This window comes from Priestia sp. P1_B12_1 (genome assembly GCF_056406695.1).
On record NZ_JBFTZR010000001.1, the window covers coordinates 1,078,602 to 1,095,584 of the forward strand.

General features: G+C 38.8%; 12 protein-coding genes and 3 tRNA genes. 2 read left to right on the top strand and 13 right to left on the bottom strand.

Going from position 1 to position 16,983, the window contains the following annotated elements; genetic code table 11:
- Positions 1–3 precede the first annotated feature (3 nt).
- The 5 genes from AC1D0Y_RS05595 to AC1D0Y_RS05615 form a co-directional block, all read right to left on the bottom strand.
- Positions 4–1,467, bottom strand: coding sequence for an o-succinylbenzoate--CoA ligase (locus AC1D0Y_RS05595; RefSeq protein WP_028410456.1), 1,464 nt, complete (start codon positions 1,465–1,467; stop codon positions 4–6).
- Between the two features lie 82 nt (positions 1,468–1,549).
- Entirely contained in the window at positions 1,550–2,368 is an 819-nt protein-coding gene (gene menB / locus AC1D0Y_RS05600; protein WP_013085280.1) for a 1,4-dihydroxy-2-naphthoyl-CoA synthase, read from the bottom strand.
- A 16-nt stretch (positions 2,369–2,384) separates the two neighbouring features.
- Positions 2,385–3,194, bottom strand: coding sequence for a 2-succinyl-6-hydroxy-2,4-cyclohexadiene-1-carboxylate synthase (gene menH, locus AC1D0Y_RS05605; RefSeq protein ID WP_028410455.1), 810 nt, complete (start codon positions 3,192–3,194; stop codon positions 2,385–2,387).
- 3 nt (positions 3,195–3,197) lie between these two features.
- Positions 3,198–4,952, bottom strand: coding sequence for a 2-succinyl-5-enolpyruvyl-6-hydroxy-3-cyclohexene-1-carboxylic-acid synthase (gene menD / locus AC1D0Y_RS05610; RefSeq protein ID WP_098331544.1), 1,755 nt, complete (start codon positions 4,950–4,952; stop codon positions 3,198–3,200).
- On the bottom strand, positions 4,939–6,360 hold the full coding sequence (locus AC1D0Y_RS05615) for an isochorismate synthase (RefSeq protein ID WP_098333432.1): 1,422 nt from the start codon (positions 6,358–6,360) through the stop codon (positions 4,939–4,941). The genes menD and AC1D0Y_RS05615 overlap by 14 nt, the downstream gene beginning before the upstream one ends.
- A gap of 351 nt (positions 6,361–6,711) precedes the next feature.
- Between AC1D0Y_RS05615 and AC1D0Y_RS05620 the strand changes: the two genes are divergently transcribed.
- Positions 6,712–7,464, top strand: coding sequence for a TraR/DksA C4-type zinc finger protein (locus AC1D0Y_RS05620; RefSeq protein WP_013059568.1), 753 nt, complete (start codon positions 6,712–6,714; stop codon positions 7,462–7,464).
- 93 nt (positions 7,465–7,557) lie between these two features.
- Positions 7,558–8,355 (top strand): TIGR00266 family protein, encoded by a 798-nt coding sequence (locus tag AC1D0Y_RS05625; RefSeq protein ID WP_013059569.1) that lies wholly within the window; start codon positions 7,558–7,560, stop codon positions 8,353–8,355.
- A 38-nt stretch (positions 8,356–8,393) separates the two neighbouring features.
- Here AC1D0Y_RS05625 and AC1D0Y_RS05630 read toward each other — a convergent pair whose 3' ends face one another.
- The 8 genes from AC1D0Y_RS05630 to AC1D0Y_RS05665 form a co-directional block, all read right to left on the bottom strand.
- The gene (locus tag AC1D0Y_RS05630) at positions 8,394–10,805 is read right to left on the bottom strand and encodes a glycogen/starch/alpha-glucan phosphorylase (RefSeq protein WP_028410452.1); all 2,412 of its coding nucleotides are present in this window, start codon (positions 10,803–10,805) and stop codon (positions 8,394–8,396) included.
- Between the two features lie 13 nt (positions 10,806–10,818).
- Entirely contained in the window at positions 10,819–12,249 is a 1,431-nt protein-coding gene (gene glgA, locus AC1D0Y_RS05635; protein ID WP_098333434.1) for a glycogen synthase GlgA, read from the bottom strand.
- Positions 12,246–13,271, bottom strand: a complete 1,026-nt coding sequence (locus AC1D0Y_RS05640; protein ID WP_028410450.1) for a glucose-1-phosphate adenylyltransferase family protein — start codon at positions 13,269–13,271, stop codon at positions 12,246–12,248. Before AC1D0Y_RS05640 ends, glgA begins: the two co-directional genes overlap by 4 nt.
- Positions 13,272–13,293: 22 nt before the next feature.
- Positions 13,294–14,445, bottom strand: coding sequence for a glucose-1-phosphate adenylyltransferase (locus AC1D0Y_RS05645; protein WP_016765788.1), 1,152 nt, complete (start codon positions 14,443–14,445; stop codon positions 13,294–13,296).
- Entirely contained in the window at positions 14,396–16,357 is a 1,962-nt protein-coding gene (gene glgB / locus AC1D0Y_RS05650) for a 1,4-alpha-glucan branching protein GlgB (RefSeq protein ID WP_060747076.1), read from the bottom strand. Before glgB ends, AC1D0Y_RS05645 begins: the two co-directional genes overlap by 50 nt.
- A 294-nt stretch (positions 16,358–16,651) precedes the next feature.
- Positions 16,652–16,723: transfer RNA gene (locus AC1D0Y_RS05655), tRNA-Glu, on the bottom strand.
- 20 nt (positions 16,724–16,743) lie between these two features.
- A tRNA-Ser gene (locus AC1D0Y_RS05660) sits at positions 16,744–16,834 on the bottom strand.
- A gap of 3 nt (positions 16,835–16,837) precedes the next feature.
- A tRNA-Asn gene (locus AC1D0Y_RS05665) sits at positions 16,838–16,912 on the bottom strand.
- Between the last annotated feature and the right edge of the window lie 71 nt (positions 16,913–16,983).

The following is a 16,983-nucleotide window of genomic DNA, read 5'->3' on the forward strand; positions in this document are numbered from 1 at the left end:
CGATTAGCTCCCTTTCTGTATGAACGATGATAGCTTCCGGCGTATGATTTTATTAGAAGCCGTTCGCGGCAGCTCCTCTACTCGAACGAAATACTTTGGAAGTTTGTACTTTGCTAAAAATTGTTGAATGTGTAAAGATAATTCTTCATCTGAAACGTCTTCGTTTACAACAACACATGCAGCTGGCACTTGTCCCCATTTTTCGTCAGCTACTCCCGTTACACCGGCCTCTTTAACAGCGGGATGCTTCAACAAAACATTTTCAATTTCAGCTGGATATACATTTTCTCCACCTGAAATAATAAGGTCTGAACGTCTGTCTAACACATATAGAAAGCCTTCTTCATCCACTTTCCCGATGTCTCCTGTATAGAACCAGCCTTGTTGAATTGCTTTTTCAGTAGCTTCAGGTTTATTTAAATATCCTTTTGTAACATTTGGACCTTTAACAATAATTTCTCCTGCTTCGCTGGTCTCATTTCCTTTTTCATCTACAATTTTCATTGCACATGGAAATAATGGTTTACCTGCTGATCCCAGTTTTCGCAAACTATCTTCAGGTGAAAGCGTAACGAACTGTGAAGATGTTTCTGTCATTCCATACGTTTGATAAACAGGAATTTCTTTACTCACACAAGCTTCTAAAATAGTAAGCGGTGCAGGTCCTCCTCCTAAAAGCATGCATCGAAACGTATGCGGATATTTCCGTTCCCCTAACTCATCGAGCATGTTGGACAGCATGGAAGTGACAACCGAAATAATCGTTACCCCTTTGTTTTCAATCGCTTCATTTACTGCTCTTGCTTCAAACCGTTCTTCTAAAATGATTTTCATTCCGTAAAAGACGCTCCGCATTAAAATAGATAAGCCGCTAATATGAAACAAAGGAACCGCTATAAGCCAGCAGTCTTTTTCATTTAATCCTAAATTAAGCGCTGAGCCAACGGAACTCCACCAGTGATTTCCATATGTCTGCAGCACTCCTTTTGGATGACCTGTTGTTCCAGACGTATACATAATGGTGAATGTGTCCTCGAGATTCCACGTTTTTTGAAAACCTGTTTCTGCTTCTGGAGAACTTTTTAAAGCAGGTAAAGTAAGCTGAGTAATGGAACTTTGGAATTCTCTCATTAAAAATGTTTCATCCGCAATAAGCAACGACACGTTTGCATCTGTTAGCTGATAATTAATTTCTTCATTTGTCAAACGCGTGTTGACGAGCAGCAACCGGGCGCCAATATAAGAAACCGCATGTAAAATCTCAATAAACTCCACTCTATTTTTCATGTATAAAGCAATGGTATCGCCTTGCTTTACACCGTTAAACGAAAGCTGCTGTGCTACTTTTTGAACACGTTTATGAAGCTCTTGAAACGTAAGAGACGTTTGCGGTGTTTCTACCGCCACTCGATTTGGCGTCAAATATGCTCTTTGCATAAGCCCATTAGGAATCGTTTGGCTACTCATGAATTTCTCTCCTTTTTATACTGATTAACTAAATTAAATTGAAAAAACAGCCTGATGATAATCACCAAGCTGTTTCAGCTGTTTAAGGGAAACGTGGGAACTGTTGGAAGTCTGGATTGCGTTTTTCCTTAAATGCATCGCGACCTTCTTTTGCCTCATCGGTTGTGTAATAAAGAAGCGTTGCGTCACCCGCAAATTGCTGGATACCAGCTAAGCCATCCGTATCAGCATTAAATGCTGCTTTTAAGAAACGAAGAGCGGTTGGACTTTTTTCTAACATCTCTTCACACCATTGAATTGTTTCAGCTTCAAGCTGTTCTAATGGAACGACCGTGTTTACTAATCCCATGTCTAGTGCTTCTTGAGCGTTGTACTGACGGCATAAGAACCAGATCTCACGCGCTTTCTTATGACCTACGATGCGAGCTAAGTAACCAGAGCCATATCCTGCATCGAAGCTTCCTACTTTAGGACCTGTTTGTCCAAAGACTGCGTTATCCGCTGCAATTGTTAAGTCACATACAACGTGAAGAACGTGGCCTCCGCCAATTGCATAGCCTGATACCATCGCAACAACCGGCTTTGGAATTACGCGAATTAAACGCTGTAAATCTAGAACGTTTAGACGTGGAATTTCATCTTCTCCTACATAGCCGCCGTGGCCGCGAACTCTTTGGTCTCCGCCTGAGCAAAATGCTTTATCCCCAGCACCTGCTAATACAATTACTCCAACGCTTGCATCGTCACGAGCATAAGCAAATGCATCGATCAATTCCATTACTGTTTTTGGACGGAATGCATTGTGCACTTCCGGACGGTTAATCGTAATTTTAGCGATTCCGTTATATGTTTCGTATAAAATGTCTTCATACTGACGTACTGATGTCCATTCAACTGTCATCTTTATTTCCTCCTAATTATGTAGTAGCTAAGAACTCACTTACTATTCTACCAAAAATCTCGGGTTGTTCCACGTGAATTGCATGGCCTGTCCCTAAAATAATTTTAGAAGTAGCATTTGGTATTAATGTTTGCATTTCTTTGGAAATTAAACAAAACTTTTGATCTACTTCTCCTGTAATAAGCAAAACCGGCATCACCAGATCGTCCAGCTTCTCCCAAAGGGACGGCTGGACTCCTGTCCCCATTCCTTTCAAACTGTTGGAAAGGCCGATCTCTGTATGAGAAAGTCTTTCTTTACGCACCGCTTCTTGGACATGACGAGGCAATTGCTTTTGAGAACGAAAAAGAGGGATTTCCTCCCAATAGTTCACAAACTCTTCAATCCCATTTTTCATAATGCGGCTCGCCAGCTGTTCATCTTTTTCTTTTCTTAGCTTTTGTTCTTCTCGTGTTTTTAAACCAGGCGATGCGCTTTCTAATAACAACTTTTTCACAAGGTGTGGATATCGCTGAGCAAATGAAAGAGCAAGTCTTCCTCCCATCGAATATCCGATTACATTCACCTGTGATAGAGATAGCTGTTGAAGCAGCTCATGCAGTGCTTCAACAACTGCTTCCATTGAATATGGTTTGATTTCTTTCGGAGCTGCTGATTGGCCATGACCAATAATATCAACAGCAATCACCTGATAGTCTTTAGCGAATTTCTTCATAAGGGTACGCCAGGTTTGAGAAGAACCGGTAAAACCGTGAAGCAGAAGCAGCGGCTCTCCTTTCCCCTCGGTGTGCACATAGTAAGATACACCACTTAATTGATACATCATTGCTTATTCCTCACCGTTTGACAAATTTATTTCCTCGGAAACAAGTTTCCACAAACTGCGATGAGTCTCTACATTTTCTGTACGAGTTGTACGAATCTCTACAACATGCAACCCGCCTTTTGCGAAAGCATGGTTCATTGCATGTCGAAATTCTTCCCAGCTGCTTGCTGAAGAAAATGTGCCATCATACAGACGAGTCGCATGCTCAAAGTTTAATCCAGTTGGCGTACCGAATAAAAATTCAAAGTGCTTTTCTTGTTTTGACTGCGGTAAAAATGAAAAAATTCCCCCGCCGTCATTGTTAACTAGCACAACGGTTAAATTTAAATTATGCATTTTAGCTGCCAAAAGACCATTTAGATCGTGATAAAACGATAGGTCACCAATAAATAAAACGGTGTGATCGTAAGCCGTGCTTACGCCTAGAGCAGACGAAACTACACCATCAATTCCATTTGCACCCCGATTTACAAAGAGTGGAATCTCTTTTTCCGTATTTAAGAAGAAAGAATCAATATCTCGAACAGGCATTGAATTTCCAGCAAACAAAGCCGTGCCTTCAGGTACTACATCAACAATTTCTTGAACTACTTGTCCTTCGAACCATTCCTGGCCAGAAGTTAATGTTCTTAAAGCCTGTACAGTTTGAGCATTAATCTTTTTCCACAGACTCAGCCATAAAGTAGATTCCTCTTGATTCGCTGAAAGACGTTTGATCAGTTCTTCACAAAATAATGTCTCATCGGCTTCAATCATCACTGTTGAACGCAAAGTAGGATCTCTCCAGCCTTTACCTTGGTCCACTACAAACATTTCTGTCGGCTCGTGTGCTTTCAAAAATTGCAATAGCGGTTTTGATACAGGCATCGCGCCAAAACGAATGACAACTTCCGGGTAAAAACGCTCATCAACCTTATCACTTTTTAAAAATGTATCATATGTCTCTATTACATTTTCTTTTGAATGCTTGCCGCTTCTTAATTGTGATAACGGATCTGCGAGCACTGGAAAGCTTAAAGATTCAGCTAAACGGCATACGCTGTCTACTGCTTTTAAAGACATTTGATCTCCGCATATAATAAGTCCTTTTGTTGTTCCTTCTAAGCGCTTCGCAATTTCTTCGAAACCTTTTTCAGATAGAGATGCTTCTCCATGAATAGCAGACACATATGATTTACCGCGTTTCCCTTGACTCCATAAATCTTCAATAGATAAATCTGGTACAATCGGTTCACGTAAAGGTACGTTAATGTGTACAGGACCGCTCGGTATAGCTTGAGCTGTATGAACAGCCCTTGAAGCTACTGTTCGAATATAACGATTCATATCTGCACTTTCTTCTGGTAAAGCTGTATCTACAAACCACTTCGCATATTGACCGAAAAGATGATTCTGATTAATGGCCTGCGGGGCACCTATATCCCTTAACTCATGCGGACGATCCGCTGTGATCACGACTAAAGGAATGCGTGAATAGTGAGCTTCAATTACTGCAGGATAATAATTCGCTGCAGCTGTTCCAGATGTACATACAAGCGCCACTGGTTTTTTCTTTGCTTTTGCTATTCCTAGAGCAAAAAAGCCGGCGGAACGTTCATCAATATTTAAGTGCACATGAATATTAGGGTGCTCAGCCATAAGCATCGCAATAGGCGTTGAACGTGACCCTGGACTGACCACTACTTCTTCAACATTTGCTTCTACTAATTCATCCACGAATGACGCAATATACGTTGTTAATGATTTAATGTGTTCCACGCATAATCCCTCCTAAAGCTGAAAGCATCGGGTTGAATTTAATTCTTGTTTCTTCATATTCACTTTCAGGCGTAGAATCTGCTACAATTCCACAGCCCGCAAATAAAACGGCTTCTTTCTGCTGAATAACAGCGGAGCGGATTCCTACTATAAACTCACCGTTTCCGTTGATATCCATCCATCCTAAAGGAGCTGCATACCACCCTCGGTCAAAGGATTCTAGCTTTCGAATAATAGGCAGGGCCTCCTGTTGAGGATATCCTCCTAGCGCTGGTGTTGGATGGAGCTTTTGAATAAATGAAAATAGCGTCACATCTTCCTTTATACGTCCTTTAACAGGTGTATACAAATGTTGAATATGCTTTGTTTTATATAAACTTGGCTTACTTGGAATTTCTACTTCATAACAGTAAGAATTCATCGCTTCTTTAATCATATGAACAACAACATCGTGTTCAATTAAGTTCTTGGGATCTTGAAGCAATTCCTCACCTAGTTCGTGATCTTCCTGCCTTGTCTTTCCTCTTGGAATCGAACCCGCTAAACATGTGGAAAACACATAATCTCCTTGTTTTTGCACTAGCCTTTCTGGGGAAGCGCCGATAAAATGCTGATGCTCTCCCTCTAAAATATATGTGTAGCTAGTTGGCTGTTCCTTTAACAGACGCTGAAGCACGTATTCAGTAGAAATATCTTCATTAAATTTTACTTTTAATTGACGAGCAAGAACCACTTTCTCTATAGCCTGTTGCTTAATTAAAGTAGTAGCTCTTTCAATATTTCCTTTAAATTTCTCTACCCCAATTTCCTCTTTTTCCAACAGCAAAGGTGAAATATGAGATTCCCCGTCGTACTCTTCACAAAGAACAAGTTTTTGGACCTCTTCGAAATAATTGATGTGCTTTTTAACAGAATCTTGTCCTTTAACCATCATATTAACGGTAAGATATCCTTCTTTGTCTACCTGGGTATATAACACAGTTGGAATCATAAATTTTGAACTCGGGAAATCACTCCAATAGTTTTCTCGATACTGATTTGGGTCAAATGAAAATCCTCCAAATAAAAGAGGACCTGTCCCATCAGGGAAAATTTGGTTATTTTTATAAAAGTCTTCTTTTATAAAGCGCTTCCATTCGTTTTCAATGTGGAAATAACGTTCTTTTGCCGCATTGGTGCAAATAGTATGCGCATATCCTAATCCAACAAATGTATAATAACTGTTGGGATCTTTCCAAAAAAAGCGTTCTTTATAAAACTGGTCATGTCCGTTCGCATAAAAAATAAGGGGGTCAATAGGTCTTACTTTTTTCACTAAACTGACCAATTTTGGCTGATTTTCATTTTTTGCACACTCAATCGCATCTTTAATGTATTCTTGTACTAACTGTTCGGTCGTTGCAATCACACTACGTCCCCCCGTTCATCTTTTTTCTTAAGCCTGTAACTAACTTATTATAAACTTTCAGTTCAAAAAAATCTAGCATCGTGATTCACGAGAAAAAATTAATTTCGCTTGTCTAAATTATGCCTTTTCATTAAATGAATCAAAAATCTTTATGATCTATTTAGTACTCCTTAGACCTCGAGAACGTTATTTTTATCATACCCTTTTCTATAACCTTTAACTTTCTTTAATTTCCCACTCCTTTTCTCTCTTAGCTTCATGAATACCCCAAATACTCCTAATATGAATCGTGTTTTTTTGAATTTTTAACACATACTACAAAAGCACAATAAATTTTTAAGGGGGAGCTTCATGACACTTTCAAAACAAGAAATCAGTCAGTTAAAACAAAATTTACAACAGCAGCAGGCTGATATTCAATCGCACTTTGACCAAAATGATCATTTTGGTCTAACTCGAAGCGACGCTCACGACGCTGTAGGAGAACTTTCAAGCTACGATAACCACCCTGGTGACACAGCCACGGAAACATACGAGCGTGAAAAAGACCTTGCACTAAATGAACATGCAAAACAAGAGCTACATGAAATAGAAGAAGCCCTTCAGGCAATCGCTCACAGCACGTATGGAACATGCAAAGTATGTGGAGCAGATATCTCGTTTGAAAGACTTCAGGCTGTACCAACTACTTTATACTGTAGAGAACATAGCCCATCACAGGATATTCCAAAGCACAGACCTGTAGAAGAAAATGTTCTCCATCACCCATTTGGTCAATACGACTACGACGATACCGAAACGACAGGATATGACGCAGAAGATTCTTGGCAAGACGTTGCGCGTTACGGGACGTCTGAATCTCCTTCTGATTTTATAGAAGATACGTCTAACTATAGTGAAACCTATATTGAGGCAGATGAAGCTATTGGGTACGTTGAAGATTATGAAAACTTTGCCGCTACCGATTTATATGGACAGCCTCTTCCTATTTACCCTTCAAAAGAGCATGAGCGATATGAAAATGCACTGGATGAAGAAGGTACAATGACCATATTTGGAGATTTACCGGCCTATGAGAAAGATCCATACACTGAAAAGGAGTAGTTCTTCATACTACTCTTTTTTCTATTTTTGGTAGGAGCTATAGGAGATGACATCGAATGAATAGGAGATTAGAATTATAATGAGGTGAAAATGATGAATGCACATGAAATTGATTATAAATTGTATGGAGATGACATGCAGTTTGTTGAAATTGAATTAGATCCTTCAGAAAGTGTTATAGCAGAAGCTGGGGGAATGATGATGATGGAAGATGATATTGAGATGGAAACCATTTTTGGTGACGGTTCTTCCTCCAACAGCAGCGGGCTTTTTAATAAACTAAAAGGAGCTGGGAAACGCGTATTAACTGGCGAAAGCTTATTTATGACAGTATATACAAATAACGGATATCACAAACGAAAAGTATCTTTCGCTTCACCTTTTCCAGGCAAGATTATTCCTGTCGATTTAGAGCAGCTCGATCATAAAATCATTTGTCAAAAGAGCTCCTTTTTATGCGCTGCCAAAGGCGTATCCGTTGGCATTGATTTTCAAAAAAAACTAGGAACGGGCTTCTTTGGCGGTGAAGGTTTTATTATGCAAAAATTAGAAGGTAATGGCTTGGCATTTTTGCATGCAGGCGGGACCATTCATAAAAGACAGCTGCAGCCGGGTGAACGCCTTCGTGTGGATACTGGGTGTTTAGTGGCCATGACCCGTGATGTAAACTACAACATCGAATATGTAGGGAAAATTAAAACAGCTCTGTTTGGAGGAGAAGGCATGTTTTTTGCTACTCTGTCAGGACCAGGAACAGTTTGGATTCAATCTCTTCCTTTTAGCCGACTAGCCGATCGCGTTTTATCAAGTGCAGTTTCGCCAACGGGAGGGAAAGGTGAAGGCAGTATTCTTGGTTCTTTAGGTGATTTCTTAAACGGTGACAACAGATAAAATAAAAAAGGTGTAGTCTTTGACTACACCTTTTCTATTTATTGATTTAATAAATTTTTAGTGGAGTGAATTCCCCAAATATCAGATGCATATTCCTCAATCGTTCGATCACTAGAAAAAAAGCCGGAATGTGCAATGTTCGTCGCACTCATTTGAAGCCATTTATTTTCATTTCTATAAGCTTCGTTTACTTTTTGCTGTGCCGTAACGTATGAGTCAAAGTCACGGAGTACATAGTATTCATCATTTTGCATTAATAATGAATCATATATAGGCTCGAATAAGTCATATGTGTCTGGTAGGAAGCCGTTTGTAAGCTGCTCGAGCACTTGTCGAATCCGTTTATCATGATGGTAATAATCATAGGCACGGTATCCCCCATTTTGCTGATAGCTCAACACTTCTTCGGCTTTTAATCCAAAAATAAAGACATTATCTTTTCCTACTGCCTCGCTAATTTCGACGTTCGCTCCGTCCAGCGTGCCAAGAGTTAAAGCTCCGTTCATCATGAATTTCATATTTCCCGTTCCCGAAGCTTCTTTGCTGGCGGTTGAAATCTGTTCACTGACATCCGTTGCAGGAAAGATATACTCAGCAAGTGACACCCGATAGTTTTCTAAAAAAACGACCTTTAAAAACGGTGATGTTTGTGGATCATTATTGACAACATCAGCTACAGAGTTAATTAGCTTGATGACTTTTTTTGCATAATAATAGCCGGGAGAAGCTTTCGCACCAAAAATAAATGTACGAGGAACGATTTGAAAATTAGGGTCTTCTTTTAGGCGATTGTACAAATACATAATGTGCAGCACATTTAAAAGCTGTCTTTTGTAAGCATGAAGCCTTTTAACCTGTACATCAAAAATAGAATTAGAATCTATTTTAATTCCCGTTTGCTCTTGAATAATATCCGCGAGCAGCTTTTTACGCTGTTGTTTTACTGTTTTTAGTCCTTGTAAAAAACTTGGATCTTCCACATACTCTTGGAGCTTTATAAGAGAATGCGGCTGTTTAATCCATTTATCTCCTATCACCTCGGTAATAAGGGAGGAAAGCTGCGGATTAGCTTTTAACAACCAGCGCCGGTGGGTAATTCCGTTCGTTTTATTGTTAAATTTAGCAGGATAAAACTGATAAAAATCTTTCATTTCTCGTTCTTTTAAAATATCAGTATGAATCTTTGCCACGCCGTTTACTTTATAACTTCCCACAATTGCTAAATGAGCCATCTTTACTAACCCATGCGCTAAAATAGCCATATTTTCAATCCGCTGCCAGTCTCCTGGATATGCTTCCCATAATTCTTTACAAAAGCGTTCATTAATTTCTTCAATAATCATATACACGCGTGGAAGCAAGGGTTGAAATAAGTCAATCGGCCATTTCTCAAGAGCTTCAGAAAGAGTCGTATGATTTGTGTATGATATGGTATTGGACGTAATATGCCATGCATCTTCCCATTCCATTTTTTCTTCATCCAGTAAAATTCTCATTAGCTCAGGAATCGCAAGTACAGGATGCGTATCGTTAATATGAATGGCTACTTTTTCGTGAAAGTTTGTAAGTGTTTGATAGGTATTTCGATGTGCTCTGATAATACTTTGTAAGCTAGCTGACACAAGAAAATATTGCTGTTTCAATCTTAATATTTTACCATCTTCATGTGTATCATCCGGATATAAAAATTCTGATACAGCCTCTGTTTGACGCTTATACTCCATCACATCTTTATGTACTGGAAATGATGAAGGCTCCGCATTCCAAAGGCGAAGTGTATTCACTGTATCTGTTTTATATCCGATAACCGGGATGTCATAAGGAACAGCAGAGACCGGTTCTCCTTTTACATGACGAAAAGAAAATTTCCCGTCTTCCTGTACCATTTCAACTTCGCCCCAAAAATTCACTTCAATAGCTTGATCTAATTTGCGTACTTCCCATGAATTCCCATGCCTTAACCACTGTTCTGGGAGCTCAATTTGAAAGCCGTTTACAATCTTTTGATCAAACAAACCGTGTTTATAGCGAATTCCATAACCGTGGCCAGGAAGATTAAGTGAAGCAAGAGAATCTAAAAAACAAGCAGCCAGCCTGCCTAGTCCGCCGTTTCCTAATCCTGCGTCTACTTCTATCTCTTCAATATTTTCAAGTGAAATATTCAGATCACTTAATCCTTCTTTTACAACTTCCCGAATTCCTAAGTTCAACAGATTTTGACCCAATAGTCTGCCTAATAAAAATTCGATAGAAAGATAATACACTTGCTTTGTATGTGAAGACCTATGAATTTCATTGGTTGAAATCCAATCGCTGCTAATATACTCTCGCACCATATTTCCTAATGTATGATAGTGATCTTGAACCGTAGATTCTTTAAAGCTCTTTCCATATGTCATTTCCAGCTTTTTTAAAAAAGCCTCTTGAAAGCTTTTTTTATCAGAGAACAATCTGCTCACCCTTTCACGATGGAGTAGATGTCAAATTTGAATACAATTGATTATATTTAAATGCCGATTGCCCCCAGCTATAATCCTGACTCATAGCATCCATCATTAATTTTTTCCATACATCTTTCTGGTGATAAAATGAAACAGCTCTTTCTAACGTATGAAGCATGTCATGAGCATTATAATTCTTAAAAGAGAAGCCATTTCCCTCTCCGCTATATTCATTATAAGCTTTGACCGTGTCATTCAGGCCGCCCGTTTCACGCACGACTGGAATGGTTCCGTATTTTAAGGCTATTAATTGTCCGAGTCCGCAAGGCTCAAAACGAGAAGGCATTAAAAATAAATCCGTACCGGCATAAACTTTATGAGCAAGTTCCTCATTAAAACCAATAATGGCTTTTACTTGTTGTGGGTACGTATCTTCCATCTCACGGAAAAACTGCTCAAACTCGTACTCTCCAGTTCCTAAAATAACAATTTGGGCCCCTAAGTTAACCGTCTCATGGAAAACGTGCTTAACTAAATCCAATCCCTTCTGCTGAGTTAACCTTGTAACCATCGAAATAATTGGAACATCCTTATTTTCTTCTAATTCAAGATAGCGCTGGAGCTCTTTTTTATTTTTATATTTTCCTTCAATCTCTTCTACCGAATAAGGATAAGATATAAGCTGATCTGCGTCTGGGCTATAAGCTTCTTCATCGATTCCATTTACAATCCCAATCAAATCTTGATTTCGCTGACGCAATAATCCATCTAAACTTTCTCCGTAATATGGCATTTGAATTTCATCTCGATATGTAGGACTTACCGTGGTAATTTTATCAGCTGATACAAGCGCAGCTTTCATAAAATTAATATTCCCATAAAACTCGAGCTGGCTTGTAGTAAAATAATAATCATTTAAATTTAATAACTCATATAAATTGCTCTTAGGGAAAATTCCTTGGAATTGCAAATTATGAATCGTAAAGACCGTCTGAATATGATCATACATATCATAATTAGCACGAAGTAAAAATGGAATCATAGCCGTATGCCAGTCGTGACAGTGAATAATATCAGGCTCATTTTCTAAAAATGGGATAGCTTCAAGCACAGCTCTGCTGAAAAAAGCAAATCGTTCAGCGTCATCGTAGTGCCCATATAAGCTATCTCTTTTAAAATAATATTCATTATCAATGAAAATATATTTAACGCCATCCATCGTTAACGATTCAATTCCGCAGTACTGTCTTCTCCACCCAACCTGCACATGAATAACTTTTTCAAGCACCATTTCATCTTGATAATGTTGAGGAATCGTTCCGTACTTTGGCATAACTACACATACGTTCGTTCCTAATTTTTTTAATTCTTTAGGCAGAGCACCAGCTACGTCTGCTAATCCTCCTGTTTTAATAAAAGGTACACATTCCGATACAGCAAATAATACATTCACGACTTCATCAACGCTCCTTGAGTTGTTCCTTTAGCAATGACCCTAGGTAGACCTGACTCACCTAGCAACGTTTCATTACTTCCTATTTTCACATCTTTGTCTAAAACAACATTTTCTAATACACTATTTTCTAAAATAATGCCTTTTTGCATCACAATGCTATTCTTAACGACCGTACCTTTTCCAATTTTAACGCCTCGGAAGATAATACTATTTTCCACATGCCCTTCAATCACGCACCCGTTTGCGATCATTGAGTTTTTCACAACCGCTTTTTTTGCGTAACGAGTAGGCGGTTCATCTTTTACTTTAGTGAAAACAGGACGTTCGTTGATAAATAACTGCTTCCAGACATCTGGAGATAAAATTTCCATACTTGTTTTATAGTAGGTATCTAAGCTCGAAATCTCAGCCGTATATCCATGGTGCTCATACTTTTCTACACGATGAGATTGTGCCATATATCGAACCATTTCTTTAATCGTATAAAAATCATGGGATTCATTTTGCAAAATATTAACTAGAATAGATTTATTAATAATATACATATTAAGCGATTTATCACCCTGCTTCATTTCAGTAATATCTGCATTTGAAGCAATATGACGTTGCAGCACGTGTTCAAAGTCAACTGTACATATCGTATAACTATTCGCAATTAATACGTATTCCTGCTTACTTCTTAAGAAATAATCAATATGATAACGGAACTGCGTGAATAGTGATGGACTTTCTAAGTGTAAATCACTGGTCATAGGAGGGAAGATAAACAATCCATCTCGCTTCCGATCCAAATCCCACTCTTTTCCTGAACCTATATGATCCATCAATGCGCGATAGCGATCACGAGGAAAAATGGCAACGCTCGAAATTCCAGAGTTCACCATATTAGAAAGCGTAAAATCGATTAATCGATAGCGTCCTGCAAAAGGAATGGCAGCAATCGATCTATAAAAAGTTAAAGGCTGCAGCGCTGTTGTGTTTGTACAAGCATCAATAATACCAAGCATTTGATTATTCAATGTCGTTCATCCTCTCTGTTCGTTAAATGCATTTAGCAACTGATTCAATCAATTCTTGAGTAACAAGAATTACTTCTTCGCTTCCTTTAGTCGGTCGAATAATAGTACCGTCTGGAACTTCAATATCCGATGGAACAATTGCGTTTTCAATATATACGTTAGAGCCTATCTTTGCAGTAGGCATGACAACCGTTTTCTTGACCTCAGAACCTGAGCCGATTTGTACACCTGGAAATAACACGGACTGCTCTACGTTTCCTTCGACAACGCACCCTTCATTTACTAATGACTCCACCACGCAGGCGTTTGGCGCGATATATTGAGGAGGCTGATTAGGGTTAACAGAGTATACTTTCCATGAAGAGTCAAATAAATTAAGCTCGTCTTTATCACATAACAAATCCATATTCGCTTCCCACAAGCTTTTTACAGTCCCCACATCTTTCCAATAACCTTGGAATGGGTATGCAATTAGCTTTTTCTTTTCATCTAGTAAAAGCGGAATAACATCTTTACCAAAATCATGGCTTGAATATGGATTGCGTGCATCCATTTCTAAATATTCTTTTAAAATACTCCATTTAAAAATATAAATCCCCATGGAAGCTAGATTGTTTTTAGGACGCTGAGGCTTTTCATCGAACTCCATTACGTCTAGGTCACTATTTGTATTTAAAATACCAAAACGGCTCGCTTCTTCCCAAGGTACTTCAATAACAGAAATCGTTACGTCTGCTTCTTTGTTTATATGATAATCAAGCATATTTTCATAGTTCATTTTATAAATGTGATCACCTGATAGAATCAGTACATACTCAGGATCATATTGTGTCAAATAGTTTAAATTTTCATAAATAGCACTAGCCGTGCCTTTGTACCACTTTACTCCATCTGACTCCGCGTATGGAGGCAATACCGTGACGCCACCATTCCGTCGGTCCAAATCCCAAGCGCTTCCAATTCCAATGTATGAATTGAGAACTAGCGGTTGATATTGTGTTAATACACCTACTGTTTCAATACCTGAATTTGTACAATTACTTAAAGCAAAATCAATAATTCGATACTTACCACCAAATGGTACAGCTGGCTTTGCTAGATTTTTTGTAAGCGAACTTAGCCGACTACCTTTTCCTCCTGCCAATAACATCGCTACGCATTTCTTTTTTAACATGTTGTTTTCTCTCCCCTCGTTTTCTCTTTGCTCGTAGTATACTAATGCCAAACGGCGGAATATTCATTTCAATGCAAAAAGGTTGGCCGTGAAACGATTCATCCACTGATTTTAATGCCTTTTTATTTACAATGCCTGAACCGCCGTACACTTCGTCATCACTGTTAATAACTTCAATGTACTCTGTCTCAACTGGAACTCCAACTTTGTAAGAATGATATGGATGCTCAGAAAAATTGCTAACAACTATAAAAATCTCCTGATTTTCTTTCGACTTCCGAATAAAAGAGAAAATTTGTTGATGATGGTTGTTAACATCAATCCATTCAAATCCATCTGGATTATGGTCTAATTCATATAAAGGCTTGCTTCTCTTATAAATCTTGATGAGATCCTTCATATATCCGTTAAGATTGCGATGCATGTCAAAGTCATAAAGCATCCAATCCAACTCCTCTAAATCTTTCCACTCATCAAATTGGCCAAACTCTCCGCCCATAAATAAAAGCTTTTTTCCAGGGTGTGCAAAGAAATATCCATATAGCAGTCGAAGCTGTGCAAACTTGCGCCAGTAATCACCTGGCATCTTATTAAGTAATGATTTTTTCCCATGTACGACTTCATCATGGGAAAGCGGCAAAATAAAGTTTTCGTTAAACGCATACATTAGTGAAAAGGTCATTTTATCGTGAAGATAGGGACGTCTTTCCACGCCAGCTTCCATGTATGTTAAAACGTCATTCATCCATCCCATGTTCCACTTATAATTAAAGCCTAAACCGCCCTCATACGTAGGTGCTGTAACAAGCGGCCAGTCCGTTGAATCTTCTGCCATCATTAATATCGTTTCATCAGATTCAAAAACAGCTTCATTTAACTTTTTCAAGAAGCTGACAGCTCCATCATTCACTGCTTTTCCAGAAGAATTTTGCCAATAAAGCATATTAGCTACAGCATCCACTCGAAATCCATCTATATGGAAGTACTCCAACCAAAATAAAGCGTTCGAAATCAGAAAACTTTGTACTTCAGGCTTTCCTAAATCGAAATTAGCTGTTCCCCAAACGTAGTTTTCACGATCGGGTTCTTGTTTGTATTCATAAGTAGGTTCTCCATCGAACATATACAGACCATGTTCATCCTTACAAAAATGCCCGGGTACCCAGTCTAAAAGAACCCCTATATTGTTTTGATGGCACTCATCTATAAAGTTCATCAACTCTTTAGGTGTACCGTATCGACTGGTAGCAGAATAGTATCCAATTCCTTGATATCCCCAGGATCGGTCGAGCGGATGCTCAATGACTGGTAATAACTCAATATGTGTAAAACCTTGTTCAGCAATATAAGGAATAAGCTCCTGTGCTAATTCACTATATGTATAAAGGCTGCCATCTTCATGAGTCCTCCAAGACCCTGCATGCAGCTCGTAAATACACAGTGGTCTTTCATATATATTTTGCTGTTTTTTCTTTCTACGCCAATATTGATCATTCCATTTGTATCCATCCAATGAGTAAACAATAGACGCAGTGTTCGGACGCACTTCACTGAAGAAAGCGTATGGATCTGCTTTTAGTTTTTTTTGGTTGCTTTGTGTGATGATTTCATATTTATAAATAGTCCCTTGTTCTAACTCAGGGATAAATGTCATCCAAATACCTTCTTCATTAACTTTAACCATTGAATGTTGAAAACCGTTCCATTTATTAAAATCACCTACAACGCTTACACTCTTTGCATGAGGTGCCCACACGCAAAATCGTACGCCTTCAATTCCTTCTACCGTTACCTGATGCGCACCGAAAATAGAGTAACTGCGAAATAAGTTTCCTTCGTGATACAAATGAACATCAAATTCAGTAGGCTGAACCGCTAGATTCACTTTTGCCACCCCTTTAACTTCAAACATAATATACGCACATAATATATGCTTCTTACCACTCATTCCCTTTTACAGTAAAAACATAAACCTTTTCTACAAATATATATAGAATAAATGTTCTTTAAAATTACTCTTTATCCCATACTCTTCATACTTTATTACTTTATGAATAATTCCATATGATATAGGGAAAATCCTGCTTAAAACTTACTTTTTATTCTGAAAATTCATGGTAATTATTCCTAACTATTATTTCTGTTTACTTAATCTTTAAAAAAGCGCAAATAAAAAAGGTTTGCATATATGCAAACCTTTTTGAGATGACCCGTACGGGATTCGAACCCGTGTTACCGCCGTGAAAGGGCGGTGTCTTAACCGCTTGACCAACGGGCCATATTTAAATTTAAAACGACTGGCGGAGAAGGAGGGATTTGAACCCTCGCGCCGCTTACACGACCTACACCCTTAGCAGGGGCGCCTCTTCAGCCACTTGAGTACTTCCCCGTATGGCTCCACAGGTAGGACTCGAACCTACGACCGATCGGTTAACAGCCGATAGCTCTACCACTGAGCTACTGTGGAATATGGTGGGCCTAAGTGGACTCGAACCACCGACCTCACGCTTATCAGGCGTGCGCTCTAACCAGCTGAGC